The sequence below is a fragment of the Saccharopolyspora sp. NPDC045839 genome (assembly GCF_056431645.1).
The window spans coordinates 69,299-84,564 of record NZ_JBWKKH010000040.1 but is presented as its reverse complement, the minus strand read 5'-3'; the positions used below and the strand labels follow the sequence as shown (position 1 = coordinate 84,564).

Sequence of the window (15,266 nt, the reverse complement as noted above, 5' to 3'; positions counted from 1 at the left end):
GAGGGACGGGAGGGGTTTGGGTCTCTTTCGGGAAAGGGGTCGGGTGCGCCGCTCCCTTTCGCTCCGTTGGGCCCCTTGGCTTTCCTTCCCCAAAAAACCGCCGCCCCCTTGCGAACGCGGGGTGGCGATTTCGCGCGAAATCGCCGTAGCCGGGCGCCCGTCGGGGGGAGCGGGCCGGGACAACGCCCCGACCGCTGCTCGCACTTTCGGGCATTCGGGCGGCCCGAAGGCGAAGAATTTCCGCTCTGCACGTATCGACCCGGTTTCAGATCGGATTTCGACGGTGCCGAATCAGTCGAACGGTGGAATGGTGGGCCCCGCAGTTGATCAACCGAGGACACGACGATGGTCCGATATATCCCGCGGCGGCCGACCGGCTGCGCCCGGGACTCGTGAGTGCTTTGGAGCGTCATAGCAATCCAAAGCGCTCACGAGCGCTTGCGGACCACTGGCAGGTTCGGTGATCGACAGCGCACCCCACAGGTCCACTTAGGACACCAGTTCTGGTTTTGCGAGGTAGCGAACTTTGACTGCCAGGAAGCTCCACTGGTGGCGAGCCGCTGTGGTCACGGCGAGCGTCACCGGGCTGCTGACCGGCGCAGCCCACACTGCCCTCGGCGCCGGCCCGAATGCCACCCCCATGACCCCGGCCGCGCCCGACACCGTCGAGCAGCGCGCCTTCGAATCGGCCGCCGCCGAGTTCGGCATCCCGATGCCGCTGCTGATGGCGACCTCGTTCCAGCTCACCAGGTGGGAAGACCACAACGGTGAGCAGAGCGTGGCCGGCGGCTACGGCCCGATGCACCTGACCGACATCGACCCCGACGAGCTCCGCAGCGAGAACCCGAAGCTGCAGAAGCTCGGGGACCACCCGACGCTGCACACCCTGACCGAGGCCGCGGCGCTGGTGGGCCTCCCGCCGGAGCAGGTGAAGCGCGACCCGGAGCAGAACATCCGGGCCGGTGCCGCGCTGCTGGCCCAGCGCGCCAAGAACCTCGGCGAGGGAGACCTGCCGAACAACATCGGCGGCTGGTACCCGGCGATCGCCGAGCTCAGCGGCAGCCCGCAGGCCAGCGGCGCGCAGTCCTTCGCCGACGACGTCTACGACGTGCTCGGCCAGGGCCGCGCCCGCACCACGTCGACCGGCCAGCGGCTGGCATTCGCCAAGATCCCGGAGGTGTTGCCGGACCGGGATCTCACCGGCACCAACCTGAAGAACGTCAAGGACGCCCCGCTCGGCCCGAAGCCGGAGTGCCCGACCGAGCTGGACTGCCGCTACATCCCGGCGGCCTACGCCCCGACCGATCCGCAGGATCCCACCGGCGGCTACGGCAACTACGACACGGCGAACCGGCCGAAGGACGTCAAGATCGACTCCATCGTCATCCACGACACGGAGACCTCGTACCAGACGGCGATCTCGGCGTTCCAGAACCCGGCGCACGGCGCGGCGTCGCACTACATCGTCCGCTCCTCCGACGGCCAGATCACGCAGATGGTCCCCACCAAGGACATGGCGTGGCACGCCGGCAACTGGGACCGGAACATGCGCTCGATCGGCATTGAGCACGAGGGCTTCGCCGCCGAGGGCGGCAAGTGGTACACCGAGCAGATGTACCGCTCGTCGGCGGAGCTGGTGAAGTACCTGGCGGACAAGTACGACATCCCGCTGGACCGCGAGCACATCGTCGGCCACGACGACGTCAGCGCCGACAACCCGGCGAAGGCGGGCGGTGAGCACTACGACCCGGGCCCGTTCTGGGACTGGGCGCACTACATGAAGCTGCTGGACGAGCCGCTGGACGGCGACACCGGCGGCGACGACGTGGTGACCATCTTCCCGCGGTTCGACGCGAACCGGCCGGAGGTCGTCGAGTGCCAGAAGGACAAGCCCTGCCAGACACTTCCGGCGCAGGGCGCGAACTTCCTGTACCTGCACACCGAGCCGCGCGATGACGCGCCGCTGATCGGCTCGCCCACGGTGCACCCGGACGGCTCGCCGGGCACGACCAAGATCGAGGACTGGTCGGCCAAGGCCAACACGGGCCGGCAGTACGCGGTGGCGGAACGCTCGGGCGACTGGCTGGCCATCTGGTTCGACGGCAAGAAGGCCTGGCTGCGCGACCCGGGCGGCACGAACACGGCACCCGCCGACGGCGCCGACCTGGTCACGCCGGTCCGGGACCAGATCCCGACCTACGGCCTGTCGCTGCCGCAGCCGGGCGACTACCCGTCCGGCATCGACCCGCGCAAGATCAAGCCGCTGCCGTACAAGGTGCCGGCCGGTCAGGTGTACGTCGCGGGCGAGGAGACCAAGGCGCTCGACTACAACGTGGTCTACGACGGGCTGAACGACCCGGACAACCACGAGGTGATCGTCGGCGACGAGGTCTACGTCCCGATCTCGTACAACTACCGCTGGGTCTACGTGAAGGAATCGGACCTCAAGTCGGTCTGATGACCCCGGCGGAGCGCCCTGCCCAGCGGGGCGCTCCGCCGACCGCCTAGTGCTGCCCGTGCTCTTGCAGGTGGCGTTGGAGATCGTGCAAGTGCTCGTGCGTCTCGCAGATCACGTCGTCCTCCGCGCAGTGGTGGTGGTCCTGCTGCTGAAGAGCGAGCTGCGCCGCAGGCGCAGGACTGGCCGCGAACGCAGCCGGGGCGAGGCCGGACAGGAGTGGCACCGCCAGCAAGATGCCGAGCGATCCGCGCAGAACAGTACGCATCACCGATGCTCCTTCGGTTGATGTTCGCCGAGACTCGGAAATCTCGGCACTTTCCGAACCGAACGGCTGGAAATCGGCTCCGCCGACCGAGCCTACGTGCCCGCGCGGACCGAATCCCGAGCCCAAAGGTCCTTGACACCAGTCGTGTCCGATGTAGACATTCGACGCGATTTCCGGGATGCCCCATCCCCGGCACACTGGCGGGATGAGCGTGCGGCCCCTGGGACTCATCGGCTCGGCGGCAGGCGGCGCGGAGCGGATCCGCCCGGCCCTGATCGAACCGGCCATCGCGCGGGGCGCCCCGCCGATGACTTTCGCACCTGCTGTCGACCGCCTAGCGGTTCTGCCCGTGTTCGTGCGAGTGGTGCTCGTGCTCGTGCTCGTGCGCGTGCATCTCGCAGATCACATCGCCCTCCGCGCAGTCGTGGTGGTGCATCTGCTGAGGGGCGAGCTGCGCCGCCACCGCAGGCGCCGGACTGACCGCGAACGCGGCCGGGGCGAGGCCGAACAGGAGTGGCACCCCCAGCGCGATGCCGAGCGATCCGCGCAGAACAGTACGCATCACCGATGCTCCTTCGGTTGATGTTCGCCGAGACTCGGAAATCTCGGCACTTTCCGAACCGAACGGCTGGAAATCGGCTCCGCCAACCGAGCCTACGCGCCCGCGCGCGCCGAATCCGGAGCCCAAAGGCCCTGGTCCCCTGTGGACATCCACCGCGGTTCCCGGATGATCCGTCCCCCGACATACTGGCGGGATGAGCGTGCGGACCCTGGGACTGATCGGATCGGCGGCAGGCGGCGTGGAGCGGATCCGCCCGGCCCTGATCGAACCGGCCATCGCGCGGGGTTGGCGGGTCGCGGTGACGCTCACGCCCGCGGCCGGTGCGTGGCTGCGGGCGCTCGGCGAGGTCGAGCGGATCGAGCAGGTCACCGGCCTGCCGTGCCGGGTCGAGCCCCGGCTGCCCGGCGCCGGCCGCCCGCATCCGCCCATCGACCGCTACCTGGCGTGCCCGGCGACGGCGAACACGGTCGCCAAGCTCGCCCTCGGATTAGCCGACAACCAGGCCCTGACCACGCTGGGCGAGGCGATGGGGACCCCCGGGATCCCGGTGGTGGTGTTCCCGAAGATCAACGTCACGCAGGTCCGCCACCCGGCGTGGAAGTCGCACGTGGAAACGCTGCGCCAGGCCGACGTGCAGCTCCTGACGGGCGACGACTACTGGCCCCTGCAAGGCCCCAGGAGCGATCAGGCCCTGGAGATCCCCTGGCTCAAGATCCTCGACGCGGCGCTCGACGACTGAGCCCGACCCTCAGCGCCCGTGCTGCTGCATGTCTTGCTGGTGCTGGTGTTGTTGCTGGTGCTCCTGACAGACCCAGTCGTCCTGGTTGCACTGATCGGTCTGCTGCTGCGGGGCGAGCTGCACCGCCACCGCAGGTGCCGGAAGGGCGGCGAACGCGGCCGGGGCGAGCGCGGCGACTCCGAACAGGAGAGGCAGCGCCAGCGCGAGGCCGAGCGAACCGCGCAGAACAGTACGCATCACCGATGCTCCTTCGGTTGATTATCGGAGAGGCCCGCACAATCCCGCCGGACCCCGGTATGTTCCGACCGAATCGCTAGAACCCGGCTCCGCCGAAGAACTGTACGCGCGCACGAGCACCGGCCCCTGAGGCCAAAGGCCCTGGAAACCGGCCGTGAACGGTCGAGGCACGCACAAGTTGGGGTGACGCCAGTGGACGACGACTTGACGCTCGCGGACGTGGTGGACGGCGCCATCGGCAGGTGGCGGCGAATGCGGAGCGAGTCCGCCAGGCAGGTGGCCGACCGGGACTTCCGGACCTGGCTGTTCGAGACCCTCCCGGAGCAGGCGGCGAGCTCAGGCCCGTACGACCCGCGCGACCACGCCTTCGTCGTGTACGAGACCGTGACGGCGCTCTACCGCGCCGGCGACATCGCCGACTCGTTCCTGCTGCTGCGCTGGTACGGCGAGCATTACGCGCACCACCCGGACCCCGAACTGGGCGCGCGGGTGATCGACATGCTGACCGACCTGTGCGCCTACACCGGGCAAGCCGATGCGGCGGGCAACGCCGCCGCAGCCGGCGTCCTGCGCGACGTGGTGGACGCCGTCCGCAGGCCGGTGGACGTCCGGGTGGAGCGCGCGCTGTGCCGGGCGCTGGCGATCCACGCGCACCTGCGCGGCGATCACCTCGCGACAGGCAAGAACCTGTCGGGCAAACGCGAGGAACAAGCGGCGCTGTGGACGGAGATCTTTCGGCGGTACCGGCACAATACGGATCCTGAACTGCGCGGGAGAGCGGCGCAGGGCTTGTACAACACGGCGCTGGTGTCGCTCCAGGAAGGCGATGAAAGGGCCGCCCGGGAGAAGTTCGACGAGCTCCTGAAGTCGTTCGGCCGGGATCGGGGCGGGAATCCCGACGTGGACGAATGGCTCAGCCGGGCAGAGCACGCGGGCGCGGTGCTGGACGGGTTCGCGGTCGGCGAGCCCGAGCTGAACCTCGACTACCTGCGAAAGCAGCGCGATTGGGACCGCAGGAGGCGGCGCAGGGGCTTCGGCCTGCCGTGGCTGCTGGCGGGTGCCCCGCGGAACCACATGGCCAAACTCGTCCGCGCCGCCCGGGAGAAGCACCTGAGCTCGGTCGGCCAGGTCCGCAGCTGGCTGTGCTCCGGCGAACCGTTCGTGCTCCTGCTGCGCAACTTCGGCCTGGCCGAGGAGTCGGGCCTCTCGTCGACGCTCGCGTCGGCCCTCGAGGATCCCGGCGATCCGCAGGGCGACTACGTGCAGACCATCGTGTACCGCGACTGCGGTCCCGCACTGGCGGAACTGGAACTCGCGGTGCCGATGATCACGGTGGCCAGCACGAAGGCGGGCGAGCTGGAGCTGTCGTCCGCGTTCGGCCAGTTCGTCCCCAGGGCCGCCCTGTACCTCCCGGATGCCACGTGGTTCGAGACCGTCGCGAAGCTGATCCCGCTGGCCGCCCAGATCATCGTCTGGGCGGCGGAGCTGACCCCCGCCCTGGCCCAGGAGATCACCTGCCTGGAGGAACACGGCCGCACGGCCGACGCGCTGATCATCGTGGACGAACCGCCCTCGACGATGCAGAAGGCGTTCCTGCCGCGCAGCGGGAACGAGGTGCTGACGACGAACCACCCGGCGCTCGCGGCGTTCCCGAACGTGGTCGACGCACGCGAGTTCAAGAACCTGGGCGTCGCGGATTCCCCGCCCCTCCAACAACTTCTCAACGCACTGGAGGCGGCCCGCGCGGTCCCGATCGAGCAGCGCATCGAACGAATCAGGACCCACCTGGCCTAGGCGGTCGTTCCAGGATGGTGCGCGCGCACCCGTGAGCAGTGACCGTCCGGGCGCAGGGCGGGGCCAGGCACCGGGGCAGGCAGGGGCAGAAAGTCCTTGGTCCGGCCCGCTCACCGGGTGCAGTCTGGCGCTGTGCCCGGGGAGGACTTCGAGACGGCGCTTGCGGAGCTTGCGGATTTCCCGCTGGTGGAGGCGATTTTCGGCCGCCGCTCGCGGCGTTTCGCCCTGGGCGACGAGATCCCGGACGGTCCGCTCGCCTACCGCTCCAGGCGCGAGCCGATGCCGCTGACGGACCTGGAGCGGATGCTCGTGCTGAGCGCGATGGGCGGCACGACCGGCTGGCACTACTCGATCACCCGGAACGCCCGCTACGCCCCGCACGTCGCGAACTACGCCGGCGCCGCCGCCGGACGCACCTTCCCGTCCGCGGCCGGGGTCCACACCGCCGAGTTCTTCTTCACCGACGACTCCGGGCTCTACTTCTTCCCGACCCGCGACGCCGGCGCGCTGGTCGACCCGGCCGTCGAGGAGATCACCCCGGAGCTGGTGGTCGAGCGGCACCGCGAGCGGCTGCGCCGGCTCTCGCCCGGGCGGCTGTACCTGCCGGCGGAGGAGCCCTACCTGGAGGGGCACAACACCTGGTGCGTCAACGTTCCCGGTTCGCTGCTGGTCATCCCGGTGGCGGACATCGCCCAGCACCTCGTCGCCATCCTGTGCTTCTTCGCCCAGAACGGCTACGCGATCTACGACGACGTCAACGATCGCGAGATCCCCGGGCTGGCGGAGTTCGGCGGGCTGGTCGACGTCGAGGAGCCGTTCCCGCTCACCTTCGCCGAGCAGTACGGGCTGACCGAGGCGACGGCGGAGCTGGCTTCCGCCTGCTACGCGGGCGTGCTGATGCTGCAGGCGATGGGGCTCGGCGGCTGGATGTTCGACGGGATCGACCGATTCGCGATGCTCGGCGCCTCGGGCGATCCCGGCGTCCCCGGTCTCGGGTTCCGCTACGACGAGGACGAGCGCTGGCCGACCCCGAACCCCACCGGCCGGGAAGGCGTCTTCGAGGCCTGCTGCCCACCGCGGTACCGCGACATGGCGGCGGCGGTCGAGGCGTTCGCCGAACGCAAGTTCGGCCCCGGCGGGCCGTTCCACCGCGACACCCCGGGTGCCTGGATCGACACCCCGGGCTTCCGCGGCAGCGCCCTGGTGCACGACGCCGAGTTCAAGGCGTGCGTCGCGCTCCAAGCGCAGTACGTCCTGGACACCTTCGGGAAGTTCCCCGGGACGGTGCCGACGGTGTTCATCCTGAACTACGTCCAGGCCCACCACCTGGACCTGGACTTCTACGACCGCTTCTTCAAACCCGGCGCCTACCTGCACACCCACGCCACGCACATGCAGAAGTGGCACGGCGGAGGCGAAGATCCTTGACCACGAATCCCCGGGCCGACAGCCGCTGCGGATCGCGGGCGAGGAGCGTCAGGCCGGGGGGAAGTTCCACAGCTGGGTCAGCGCTCCGGACCGCTGGTCCATGACCGACCAGTAATTGCCGCCGGTGTTGAACGGAGTCACGACGCGGCCATCCGCTCGGGAACTGATCAGGTGTCCGCCGCCGACGTAGGGCAGCTCCCATTGCTGGTTGAGGCCTTGTGCGCAGCTCTGCTGCACGACCGCCGTCCTCCCGTCGGGCGCGTTGTAGTTGCCGACCGCGAGGCAGAGGTTCGTGTCGATGTTCCGGATCTGGTAGTGGCCGGCGCCGAGGGCCTCCGGCCGCCACAGCTTGCCGCCCGGAGCCTCCTCGACGGCGTTCGCCCAGGTGACGATGTTCTCGGCCTTGTTCGCACCGTATCCGGTCGGAATCAGCTTCTGACCGGAACTCACGTTGACGATCCGAACAGCGGTTTGGCGAACGTCACCGGCCCCCTGGCGCGCTTCGTCGGCCTGCGCCGCGGAGACGGCCCCGACAGCGGGGAGCAGGACCGTGGCCGCTGCTGCTGAAACGACCTGGAGGATTCGCGAATACATGAAAGCCCCTTCCTGATCTCATTCGGACACGAGCACTTCCGCCGTTGCCCCGCGCCGACGTTCCCGCCACCGCCGGGAAACCGCCGAACGAGCACGACCAACGGGTGTCCCCCACCCGCACGGGAACCAGTCCGCACGTGGACGTCCTGGTGCTCACCAGCGCGAGCACCATCCAGGCACTGCTGCGCGCGGACCTGACACCGGTGGCGGTTTCGCGCGAAACCGGCGCCCTGCACTCCAGGCGGCCAACGCCCCGCGCGTGCCCGCGCGGCATTCCGAGACGCCCGACGGCTGAACAGTTCAGTTCTTGCTGATATGTCACTGAGCGCTGTACTGTTCCGCTCATGCTGACGTGTGAGACGCGGGGCGCGGCGCTGGCCCGGCTGGGCAAGGCGCTCGCCGATCCGACTCGTTGCCGGATCCTGATCGCGCTACTCGACGGGGAGAGTTATCCGGGCGTGCTCGCCGAGCAGCTGGGGCTGAGCCGCTCGAACGTCTCCAACCACCTGGCCTGCCTGCGCGGTTGCGGGCTTGTCGTGGCCACCTACGAAGGCCGCCAGGTCCGCTATTCCCTGGCCGATGCCCACCTGGCGCGCGCGCTCGGCGAGCTGGTCCAGGTCGTGCTCGCCGTGGAAACGGATCAGCCGTGCCTCAACGACGCCCAGGCGGCGGCGATCGAGCCCGGGGTAGCGCGATGAGCGGGGATGTCCGGCGCGGGTCACCGGTAGAGCCGGACGGCTGCGTCGACGGCTGCTGCGCGGCGGACACCACGGCCGACTCGCAGCGACGCGCGGTGCTGGCCCGTCGGGTTCGGTGGCTGGTCGCCGCGACGATCACCTACAACGTCATCGAGGCGGTCGTGGCGATCTCGGCCGGAACGGCGGCCTCGTCGACGGCGTTGATCGGCTTCGGCCTGGACTCGGTGATCGAGGTCGCCTCCGCAGCGGCGGTGGCGTGGCAGTTCTCCGGCAGCGACCCCGAAGCCCGGGAACGGGCGGCGCTGAAGGTGATCGCGGTGTCGTTCTTCGCACTGGCCGCCTACGTCACGGTCGAGTCGGTGCGAACCCTGCTCGGCGCGCAGTCGGCCGACCACTCGACGGTGGGCATCGTGCTGGCCGCGGTGTCGCTGCTGGTGATGCCGTTCCTGTCGGCGGTCCAGCGCCGCGCCGGCCGGGAACTCGGTTCGGCCAGCGCGGTCGCGGATTCCAAGCAAACCCTGCTGTGCACCTACCTGTCGGGCGTCCTGCTGCTGGGGCTGCTGCTCAACAGCTTCCTCGACTGGTCCTGGGCGGACCCCGTCGTCGCCCTGGTGATCGCGGCGGTGGCGGTGAAGGAAGGCCGAGAAGCCTGGCGCGGCCACCACTGCTGCTGACCGCCGCCTCGCGCTCAGGCGTTGGTGATCGATGCGTCGTCATCGGCGCAGCACTGCGCCTCGGTCGCACCGAAGGTCTGGGAGTCGGCTTTGACGACGTAGACCTCCCAGGGTTCGCGGCCGGGCCCGTGGACCCAGACCTTGTCCTGGCGGGCGTAGCAGCAGGTGGTGTCCTCCTCGACGTCGGTGAACAGGCCGAGCGCCTTGAGCCGTTCGGTGGCGGCGTCGACCTGCTCGGTGCTGTCGACCTCGACGCCGAGGTGGTCCATCACCGTGTCCTGGCCCGCCTCGCCCTCCAGCAGGACGAGCTTCAGCGGCGGTTCGGCGATGGCGAAGTTGGCGTAGCCGGGCCGCCGCTTGGCCGGCTCGGCGCCGAAGAGCTTCGAGTAGAACGCGATCGATCCTTCGAGGTCACCGACCCGGAGGGCGAGCTGCATGCGTGACATCGCATCCCCTTGCTTAGATGTTCATCTAAATATACGACCACAGCTTGAACCTCTGTTTCGACATCTGTCAAGATAGATGCATGTCGAAACAAGGTCCCGAGGATGCGACCCAGTGCTGCTCGCCGGTGATGCGGGAACCGCTGAACGCGGAGCAGTCGGCCGAACTGGCCCGGGTGTTCAAGGCGATCGGCGAGCCGGTGCGGCTGCGGCTGCTGTCGCTGATCGCCTCGCACGCGGGCGGGGAGGCGTGCGTGTGCGACCTGACCGGGGCGTTCGAGCTGTCCGGGCCGACGATCTCGCACCACCTCAAGGTGCTGCGCGAAGCCGGGGTGATCGAGGGCGAACGGCGCGGGACCTGGATCTACTACCGCGTGCGCCCCGAAACCCTGCGGGCCGTCTCGTCCGTGCTGGTGCCGGCCGACGCCGAGGCGGTCACCGCATGACCCGGGCGGCGGAGGCCCCGGTGGCCGCGCGCTTGTCGACGCTGGACCGGCTGCTGCCGGTGTGGATCGGCGCGGCCATGGTGGCCGGATTGCTGGCCGGGCGGTGGATCCCCGGCCTCGGTCCGGCCTTGGACGCCGTGCAGGTGGACGGCATTTCGCTGCCGATCGCGCTGGGCCTGCTGGTGATGATGTACCCGGTACTGGCCAAGGTCCGCTACGACCGGCTGGCGACGGTCACCGGCGACAAGCGGCTGATGGTGTCCTCGCTGGTGCTCAACTGGGTCGCGGGCCCGGCGGTGATGTTCGCGCTGGCCTGGGCGTTCCTGCCCGACCTGCCCGAGTACCGCACCGGCCTGATCGTCGTGGGCTTGGCCCGCTGCATCGCCATGGTGATCATCTGGAACGACCTGGCCTGCGGGGACCGGGAGGCCGCCGCCGTCCTGGTGGCGCTGAACTCGGTGTTCCAGGTGATCGCGTTCGCCGGCCTCGGCTGGTTCTACCTGTCGGTGCTGCCGGGCTGGCTCGGCCTGCCGCAGGCCGGGCTGGACGTCTCGGCGTGGCAGATCGCCAAGTCCGTCCTGATCTTCCTGGGCATCCCGCTGGTGGCCGGGTACGCGACCCGCAAGCTCGGCGAACGCGCCAGGGGCCGGGACTGGTACGAAACCCGGTTCCTGCCGAAGATCGGCCCGGTCGCCCTCTACGGGCTGCTGTTCACCATCGTGATCCTCTTCGCCCTGCAGGGTGACCAGATCACCGACCGGCCCTTCGACGTCGCCCGCATCGCCGTGCCGCTGCTGGCGTACTTCGCGATCATCTGGGCCGGTTCCTTCGCGCTGGGCAAGGCGATCGGGCTGAGCTACGAGCGGTCGGTGACGCTCTCGTTCACCGCGGCGGGCAACAACTTCGAACTCGCGATCGCGGTCGCCATCGCCACCTTCGGCGCCACCAGCGGGCAAGCCCTGGCCGGGGTCGTCGGCCCCCTCATCGAGGTGCCCGTGCTGGTCGCCCTGGTCTACGTCGCCCTGGCCGTCCGCCGCCGGTTCACCGACCCCACCCCTGATCACCTGGAGCGATCGTGACCCGCACCCCCGAAGTCCTGTTCGTCTGCGTGCACAATGCCGGACGATCCCAGATGGCGGCAGCCCTCCTGCAGCACCACGCCCGGGGCGAGGTGGCCGTGCGCTCGGCCGGATCCGCCCCCGCGGAGACGATCAACCCGGCCGTCCTGACCGTCATGGGCGAGCTCGGCATCGACCTGTCGAACGAGATCCCCGCGAAGCTGACCACCGACGCCGTCGAAGCCGCGGACGTGGTGATCACCATGGGCTGCGGCGACGCCTGCCCGGTGTTCCCCGGAAAGCGCTACCTGGACTGGGAACTCGCCGACCCGGCAGGGAAGGGCGTCGACGAGGTCCGCACCATCCGGGACGAGATCGATCGCCGAGTCCGCCACCTCCTGACCGAACTCTGAGCCCGGCCTTCGGCGTTTTCCGTTGGTGGCCAACGACTTCGCGCGCCCCGTTGAGTCCAGGTTCGCCGATTCTTCCTCGCCTGCCGGTGTTTCCCGCCGAGCGCAGCGGCCGGCGGGGAGAGAGGCCCTACTTCGTGATCATCAATGTCGGCCGTTCGTGGCATGCTCGCGCCTCAACGCTCCGACGAGAGAAAGCGACGACATGACCCTGCTGGACGACCACGGATCAGCCCGCCCGCTTCCGCCCGACCCGCTGAGCCCGGTGCCGGAGGAGGTCGAGCGCGGTCTGGCGGCGTACCGGGCGGGCGATTCCCAGGAAGCGCGGACCCTGCTGACCGAGATCGCCGACGCGGGACGCACCGCCGTGTCCGGGCATGCCGCCATGGCGCTGGCGGGCATCGAACTCGGCGAGCACGGGCTCGGCGACTCCTGCCGGCAGCGGCTGAAGCTGGTCGCTGCGGGAGAAGACCCCTGGCTGGGCCCCTTGGCGGCCGTGATGCTCACCCCGGACTTCCAGTCGTGCACGTCCGCGGACTCCGGCCGAGTGCTCCTCGGGAGCCTCGCCGCTCAACTGACCGGCGCGCTGGAGGCGGCCCGGAACGGCTTCGAGCAGGCCGCCGACGTCCACGAGGGCACGGATGCCGGGGACGTCGCCAACATCCTCCTCGGCAACCTCCTGCTCCAGAGCGGTGACCAGGCCGCGGCCCTCGAGCCGCTGCGGAACGCGCGGCAGATGTGCGACGGCCTGTTCGCCGGCTACGCGGGTCACCTCGAAGGGCATGTGCTCATCGGGCAGGACGAAAAGGGACGCGCGGGCCAGGTGCTCAGCTACGCGCACAGGGAGTCCCACCCGGCCAGGGGCGGCGGCGAGGGACTGCACCCGTGGGTCGCCGTCCGGTTCGGCGAACTGCTGGCGGGCGACACGTGGCTGGACCTCGTGTACGACCAGATGGAGAACAGCGGCGTGAGCGAAGGCGTCGTGGTCCGGGAGCCCTTCGAGTCCGCCCTCACCTTCGCGGAGGTCAGCAATCCGGCACTCGCCGACATCGGATTGCACCTGTTCCCAGGGGATTTCGAACCGGTGCGCACGGCCCTGGATCGCCTGAAGACCTGGAGCGACGAGCGGTACGAGCGAGCCCGGAGGCTGGTGCTGACGCTCTACACCCACGTCGAGGACGGCCGGGACGAGGAAAGGACCCTAGGTCTGAAGGAGCTGCGGGAGACGCTGAGCCTCCCCAAGCCCCGCTGAGAGCGCTACGGGCGGAAGACCCCGGCAGCAAAGAACCCCAGGTCTGCGCCTGGGGTTCTTTGCTGCCGAGTCGCCCGAAGGGCGTGCACGTCGGCGGTGACGCCAAGAGGATGCGGGGGCCCGGTCCAGGACAGGCCCCCGCATCGGTCGCTACAGCCCGCAGGAGCCGCGGTCGAGCTGGAAGAACCTGGCGTTGGCCCAGCGGCACAACCACATTCCGACCATGACACCGGCGATCGTGACGAGAGCGGGCAGGTAACCGCTGGCGACCTGGATGATCGGGATCGCCGGGCAGCCACCCGAGATCGCCCAGCCGGTGCCGAACAGCACCGCCCCGGGGATCACGCCGCCGTGGATTCGCCCTGCCGTGCGGCGGACGCCCACCACGGCGAAGATCACCACGATGATCGCCACGGCCCCGGCGAAGGCGTACAGCATGCGGGGGTCCTGGAAGGTGAACATGCGGTTCAGCTCGGTGTAGTCGCCGAACCCGATGTTGGTGACGACGAAACCGAGAGCCAGCCCGGTAATGATGTTGGCGACGAGCACCGCGCCCCTGGTACGCATCAGATCACCTTCCACAGCAGGAACGAAACGACAACAGCGGTGCCGAAGAAGACGGCAGTCGCAACGAGGCTGACCGGACGCAACCGCCCGCAGCCGCTGAGTCCGTGGCCGGAGCTGCAGCCACCGGCCAAGCGAGTGCCGAAACCGACGAGGATGCCTCCGACGAACAGCACGCCGATCATGACGTTCGAATCGGCGGTGACGAGCTGGCGGAAACCCTCGCCCATGTCGAAGCGGACCTCGAACCGGCCTGCGACGACGGCGGCCACCCAGCCGCCGACGAAGATCGACAGGAGCAGGGCGGCCTGGGTGACCAGAGGCGCCGAGCGCACGGTCTGCGTCGTGCTCTGCTCGCGCGCCGCGGATCCGGCGTCCTGGCCGTGCGGCCGCGCGTCACCGCGCATCACGTCCGGCGAGGTGGGTGCTTCGGAGCGGGTCCCGAACTCCGCGGCGGTCGCCGCGGCGAACGCTTCCTCGAGGGCGCGGTCGTCGGCGAACTGGGCCTCCTGCCGCTCGATGCGGCGTTCGGCACGCCAGTGCAGGACGCGATCCCACGCCGAGGACACCCCGAAGGACCGATCCGTGATCAGCGTGTAGTTGATGGTGACCAGGGCGAGCCCGATCGCGCCCGCCCACCAGGGCCAGTAGTTGCTCATGCGGGGCCTCTCATCCACTCGGCGAGTCGGGTCCACCAGCGGCGTTTCGGGCCCTGCTCTCGCGCGGGCCGTGTTACCCGGTCCGAGGTCGGTGGGGTTCTTGGGACTTGCGGGGCCCGCGAAGGGGCCGACGGGGGTTGCGGGGGCTGCGGCTGTGGCTGTGGCCGTGGGGGCCGGGGGGACTGAGAGCGGAATGACGACTCGCGAGGCCTGGTCAGGTCTGGTCTCGGCGCCGGTTCGAACCAGGCCACGGTCTCCGGCGACTCGGAGATGAGCGGGGCCGGCGGGGTCGGTTCGGCCGTGGCGGACCGCTCGGCGGCCTTCCTGATGTGCCCCACGTCAGCGCCGTTCGGGAGCAGTGAGATCGGAACGAGCTGGCCCCGGGACGCCAACTTGTACCGGGCGCAATCACGCCACCTGTCATCGCTGTCGCAATAGGATTCGCGCCAGCCGCTCAAGCTTGCTCTTAACAACGGGAAGAGGGGGCAGGATTGGGCGTGGGAGCAGCCCATATCACTCCGATCTGACCTGCTCATACCGCCTGGTCGGGGTAGGCGATATGGCGCGATCTTGTCGTTCTTGTATTTGCGCGATCCGACCAGCGATCGCAGTGTGTAGCGGAATGCGACACACCGTAACGCGATCCCCCTCCGGGCTATTAATCCAGCGGATCCCCGAACTCGTTACTCCCGTTACGCGCCCGGCAAAAAGACGAATCTCAATCAAAAAGGCACGATGACCAGCGATTTTCCACACTGCTCACGATTAAATAACAAAATACCGGTGAATTTAGTTACTGCACCGTGATACGAGAGTTCTCAAACCGATGCCCGAACATGTGGAATTCGTCCTACTTCAAATCGCCCGGATATGCCACCCGCCCGCGGCCGAATTCGGGGGAGGCGGCAGGCGGTGAAGTCATTGCCGTGACGTCCTGACTCACCTGTCACACGCGCCCCTAACTGGTCAAATGTGGCACGCCGGA

General features: G+C 69.2%; 17 protein-coding genes. 10 read left to right on the top strand and 7 right to left on the bottom strand.

All coding sequences use genetic code 11. From position 1 onward, the window contains the following. The first annotated feature begins 526 nt into the window (after positions 1-526). Positions 527-2,458, top strand: coding sequence for an N-acetylmuramoyl-L-alanine amidase (locus tag AC07EQ_RS37155; protein ID WP_478392499.1), 1,932 nt, complete (start codon positions 527-529; stop codon positions 2,456-2,458). Positions 2,459-2,504: 46 nt separating this feature from the next. Here the strand turns inward: AC07EQ_RS37155 and AC07EQ_RS37150 are convergent, their stop codons facing one another. Both AC07EQ_RS37150 and AC07EQ_RS37145 read right to left on the bottom strand, forming a co-directional pair. Next, positions 2,505-2,723 (bottom strand): hypothetical protein, encoded by a 219-nt coding sequence (locus tag AC07EQ_RS37150; RefSeq protein ID WP_478392498.1) that lies wholly within the window; start codon positions 2,721-2,723, stop codon positions 2,505-2,507. A 334-nt stretch (positions 2,724-3,057) separates the two neighbouring features. Continuing rightward, a complete protein-coding gene (locus tag AC07EQ_RS37145) occupies positions 3,058-3,285 on the bottom strand; it encodes a hypothetical protein (RefSeq protein WP_478392497.1) in 228 nt (75 codons plus the stop codon). Positions 3,286-3,478: 193 nt separating this feature from the next. Here AC07EQ_RS37145 and AC07EQ_RS37140 point away from each other — a divergent pair, with 193 nt between their 5' ends. Then, complete coding sequence (locus AC07EQ_RS37140; protein ID WP_478392496.1) at positions 3,479-4,024, top strand: flavoprotein; 546 nt, start codon at positions 3,479-3,481, stop codon at positions 4,022-4,024. A 9-nt stretch (positions 4,025-4,033) separates the two neighbouring features. Here the strand turns inward: AC07EQ_RS37140 and AC07EQ_RS37135 are convergent, their stop codons facing one another. Beyond that, on the bottom strand, positions 4,034-4,261 hold the full coding sequence (locus AC07EQ_RS37135; protein WP_478392495.1) for a hypothetical protein: 228 nt from the start codon (positions 4,259-4,261) through the stop codon (positions 4,034-4,036). A 192-nt stretch (positions 4,262-4,453) separates the two neighbouring features. On the opposite strand from AC07EQ_RS37135, the gene AC07EQ_RS37130 reads away from it, so the two are divergent. Both AC07EQ_RS37130 and AC07EQ_RS37125 read left to right on the top strand, forming a co-directional pair. Next, positions 4,454-6,055 (top strand): hypothetical protein, encoded by a 1,602-nt coding sequence (locus AC07EQ_RS37130; protein WP_478392494.1) that lies wholly within the window; start codon positions 4,454-4,456, stop codon positions 6,053-6,055. Between the two features lie 117 nt (positions 6,056-6,172). After that, a complete protein-coding gene (locus tag AC07EQ_RS37125) occupies positions 6,173-7,483 on the top strand; it encodes a hypothetical protein (RefSeq protein WP_478392493.1) in 1,311 nt (436 codons plus the stop codon). Positions 7,484-7,531: 48 nt separating this feature from the next. Here the strand turns inward: AC07EQ_RS37125 and AC07EQ_RS37120 are convergent, their stop codons facing one another. Then, a complete protein-coding gene (locus AC07EQ_RS37120) occupies positions 7,532-8,077 on the bottom strand; it encodes an RICIN domain-containing protein (RefSeq protein ID WP_478392492.1) in 546 nt (181 codons plus the stop codon). 344 nt (positions 8,078-8,421) lie between these two features. Between AC07EQ_RS37120 and cmtR the strand changes: the two genes are divergently transcribed. Further along, on the top strand, positions 8,422-8,775 hold the full coding sequence (gene cmtR / locus AC07EQ_RS37115; protein ID WP_478392491.1) for a Cd(II)/Pb(II)-sensing metalloregulatory transcriptional regulator CmtR: 354 nt from the start codon (positions 8,422-8,424) through the stop codon (positions 8,773-8,775). Next, complete coding sequence (locus tag AC07EQ_RS37110) at positions 8,772-9,449, top strand: cation efflux transmembrane domain-containing protein (protein WP_478392490.1); 678 nt, start codon at positions 8,772-8,774, stop codon at positions 9,447-9,449. Before cmtR ends, AC07EQ_RS37110 begins: the two co-directional genes overlap by 4 nt. Before the next feature lie 14 nt (positions 9,450-9,463). Here AC07EQ_RS37110 and AC07EQ_RS37105 read toward each other — a convergent pair whose 3' ends face one another. After that, entirely contained in the window at positions 9,464-9,895 is a 432-nt protein-coding gene (locus AC07EQ_RS37105) for an ArsI/CadI family heavy metal resistance metalloenzyme (protein ID WP_478392489.1), read from the bottom strand. 80 nt (positions 9,896-9,975) lie between these two features. On the opposite strand from AC07EQ_RS37105, the gene AC07EQ_RS37100 reads away from it, so the two are divergent. From AC07EQ_RS37100 to AC07EQ_RS37085, 4 genes are all read left to right on the top strand, one after another. Next, positions 9,976-10,338, top strand: a complete 363-nt coding sequence (locus AC07EQ_RS37100; RefSeq protein WP_478392488.1) for an ArsR/SmtB family transcription factor — start codon at positions 9,976-9,978, stop codon at positions 10,336-10,338. Next, positions 10,335-11,417 carry an ACR3 family arsenite efflux transporter gene (arsB, locus tag AC07EQ_RS37095; RefSeq protein ID WP_478392487.1) on the top strand — a complete coding sequence of 361 codons (1,083 nt, stop codon included), beginning with the start codon at positions 10,335-10,337 and terminating at the stop codon, positions 11,415-11,417. Before AC07EQ_RS37100 ends, arsB begins: the two co-directional genes overlap by 4 nt. Beyond that, entirely contained in the window at positions 11,414-11,809 is a 396-nt protein-coding gene (locus tag AC07EQ_RS37090; RefSeq protein WP_478392486.1) for an arsenate reductase ArsC, read from the top strand. Before arsB ends, AC07EQ_RS37090 begins: the two co-directional genes overlap by 4 nt. Before the next feature lie 202 nt (positions 11,810-12,011). Then, complete coding sequence (locus AC07EQ_RS37085; RefSeq protein ID WP_478392485.1) at positions 12,012-13,058, top strand: hypothetical protein; 1,047 nt, start codon at positions 12,012-12,014, stop codon at positions 13,056-13,058. Positions 13,059-13,208: 150 nt separating this feature from the next. Here AC07EQ_RS37085 and AC07EQ_RS37080 read toward each other — a convergent pair whose 3' ends face one another. Continuing rightward, positions 13,209-13,625, bottom strand: a complete 417-nt coding sequence (locus AC07EQ_RS37080) for a YeeE/YedE thiosulfate transporter family protein (protein WP_478392484.1) — start codon at positions 13,623-13,625, stop codon at positions 13,209-13,211. Further along, positions 13,625-14,281 carry a YeeE/YedE family protein gene (locus AC07EQ_RS37075; protein WP_478392483.1) on the bottom strand — a complete coding sequence of 219 codons (657 nt, stop codon included), beginning with the start codon at positions 14,279-14,281 and terminating at the stop codon, positions 13,625-13,627. Before AC07EQ_RS37075 ends, AC07EQ_RS37080 begins: the two co-directional genes overlap by 1 nt. Positions 14,282-15,266: the final 985 nt, after the last annotated feature.

Excerpts from the sequence above, each read along its gene's own strand:
- AC07EQ_RS37150 (WP_478392498.1), bottom strand. The coding sequence starts at position 2,723 with ATGCGTACTGTTCTGCGCGGATCGCTCGGCATCTTGCTGGCGGTGCCA.
- AC07EQ_RS37145 (WP_478392497.1), bottom strand. The coding sequence starts at position 3,285 with ATGCGTACTGTTCTGCGCGGATCGCTCGGCATCGCGCTGGGGGTGCCA.
- AC07EQ_RS37140 (WP_478392496.1), top strand. The coding sequence starts at position 3,479 with ATGAGCGTGCGGACCCTGGGACTGATCGGATCGGCGGCAGGCGGCGTG.
- AC07EQ_RS37135 (WP_478392495.1), bottom strand. The coding sequence starts at position 4,261 with ATGCGTACTGTTCTGCGCGGTTCGCTCGGCCTCGCGCTGGCGCTGCCT.
- AC07EQ_RS37120 (WP_478392492.1), bottom strand. The coding sequence starts at position 8,077 with ATGTATTCGCGAATCCTCCAGGTCGTTTCAGCAGCAGCGGCCACGGTC.
- cmtR (WP_478392491.1), top strand. The coding sequence starts at position 8,422 with ATGCTGACGTGTGAGACGCGGGGCGCGGCGCTGGCCCGGCTGGGCAAG.
- AC07EQ_RS37110 (WP_478392490.1), top strand. The coding sequence starts at position 8,772 with ATGAGCGGGGATGTCCGGCGCGGGTCACCGGTAGAGCCGGACGGCTGC.
- AC07EQ_RS37105 (WP_478392489.1), bottom strand. The coding sequence starts at position 9,895 with ATGTCACGCATGCAGCTCGCCCTCCGGGTCGGTGACCTCGAAGGATCG.
- AC07EQ_RS37100 (WP_478392488.1), top strand. The coding sequence starts at position 9,976 with ATGTCGAAACAAGGTCCCGAGGATGCGACCCAGTGCTGCTCGCCGGTG.
- arsB (WP_478392487.1), top strand. The coding sequence starts at position 10,335 with ATGACCCGGGCGGCGGAGGCCCCGGTGGCCGCGCGCTTGTCGACGCTG.
- AC07EQ_RS37085 (WP_478392485.1), top strand. The coding sequence starts at position 12,012 with ATGACCCTGCTGGACGACCACGGATCAGCCCGCCCGCTTCCGCCCGAC.
- AC07EQ_RS37080 (WP_478392484.1), bottom strand. The coding sequence starts at position 13,625 with ATGCGTACCAGGGGCGCGGTGCTCGTCGCCAACATCATTACCGGGCTG.
- AC07EQ_RS37075 (WP_478392483.1), bottom strand. The coding sequence starts at position 14,281 with ATGAGCAACTACTGGCCCTGGTGGGCGGGCGCGATCGGGCTCGCCCTG.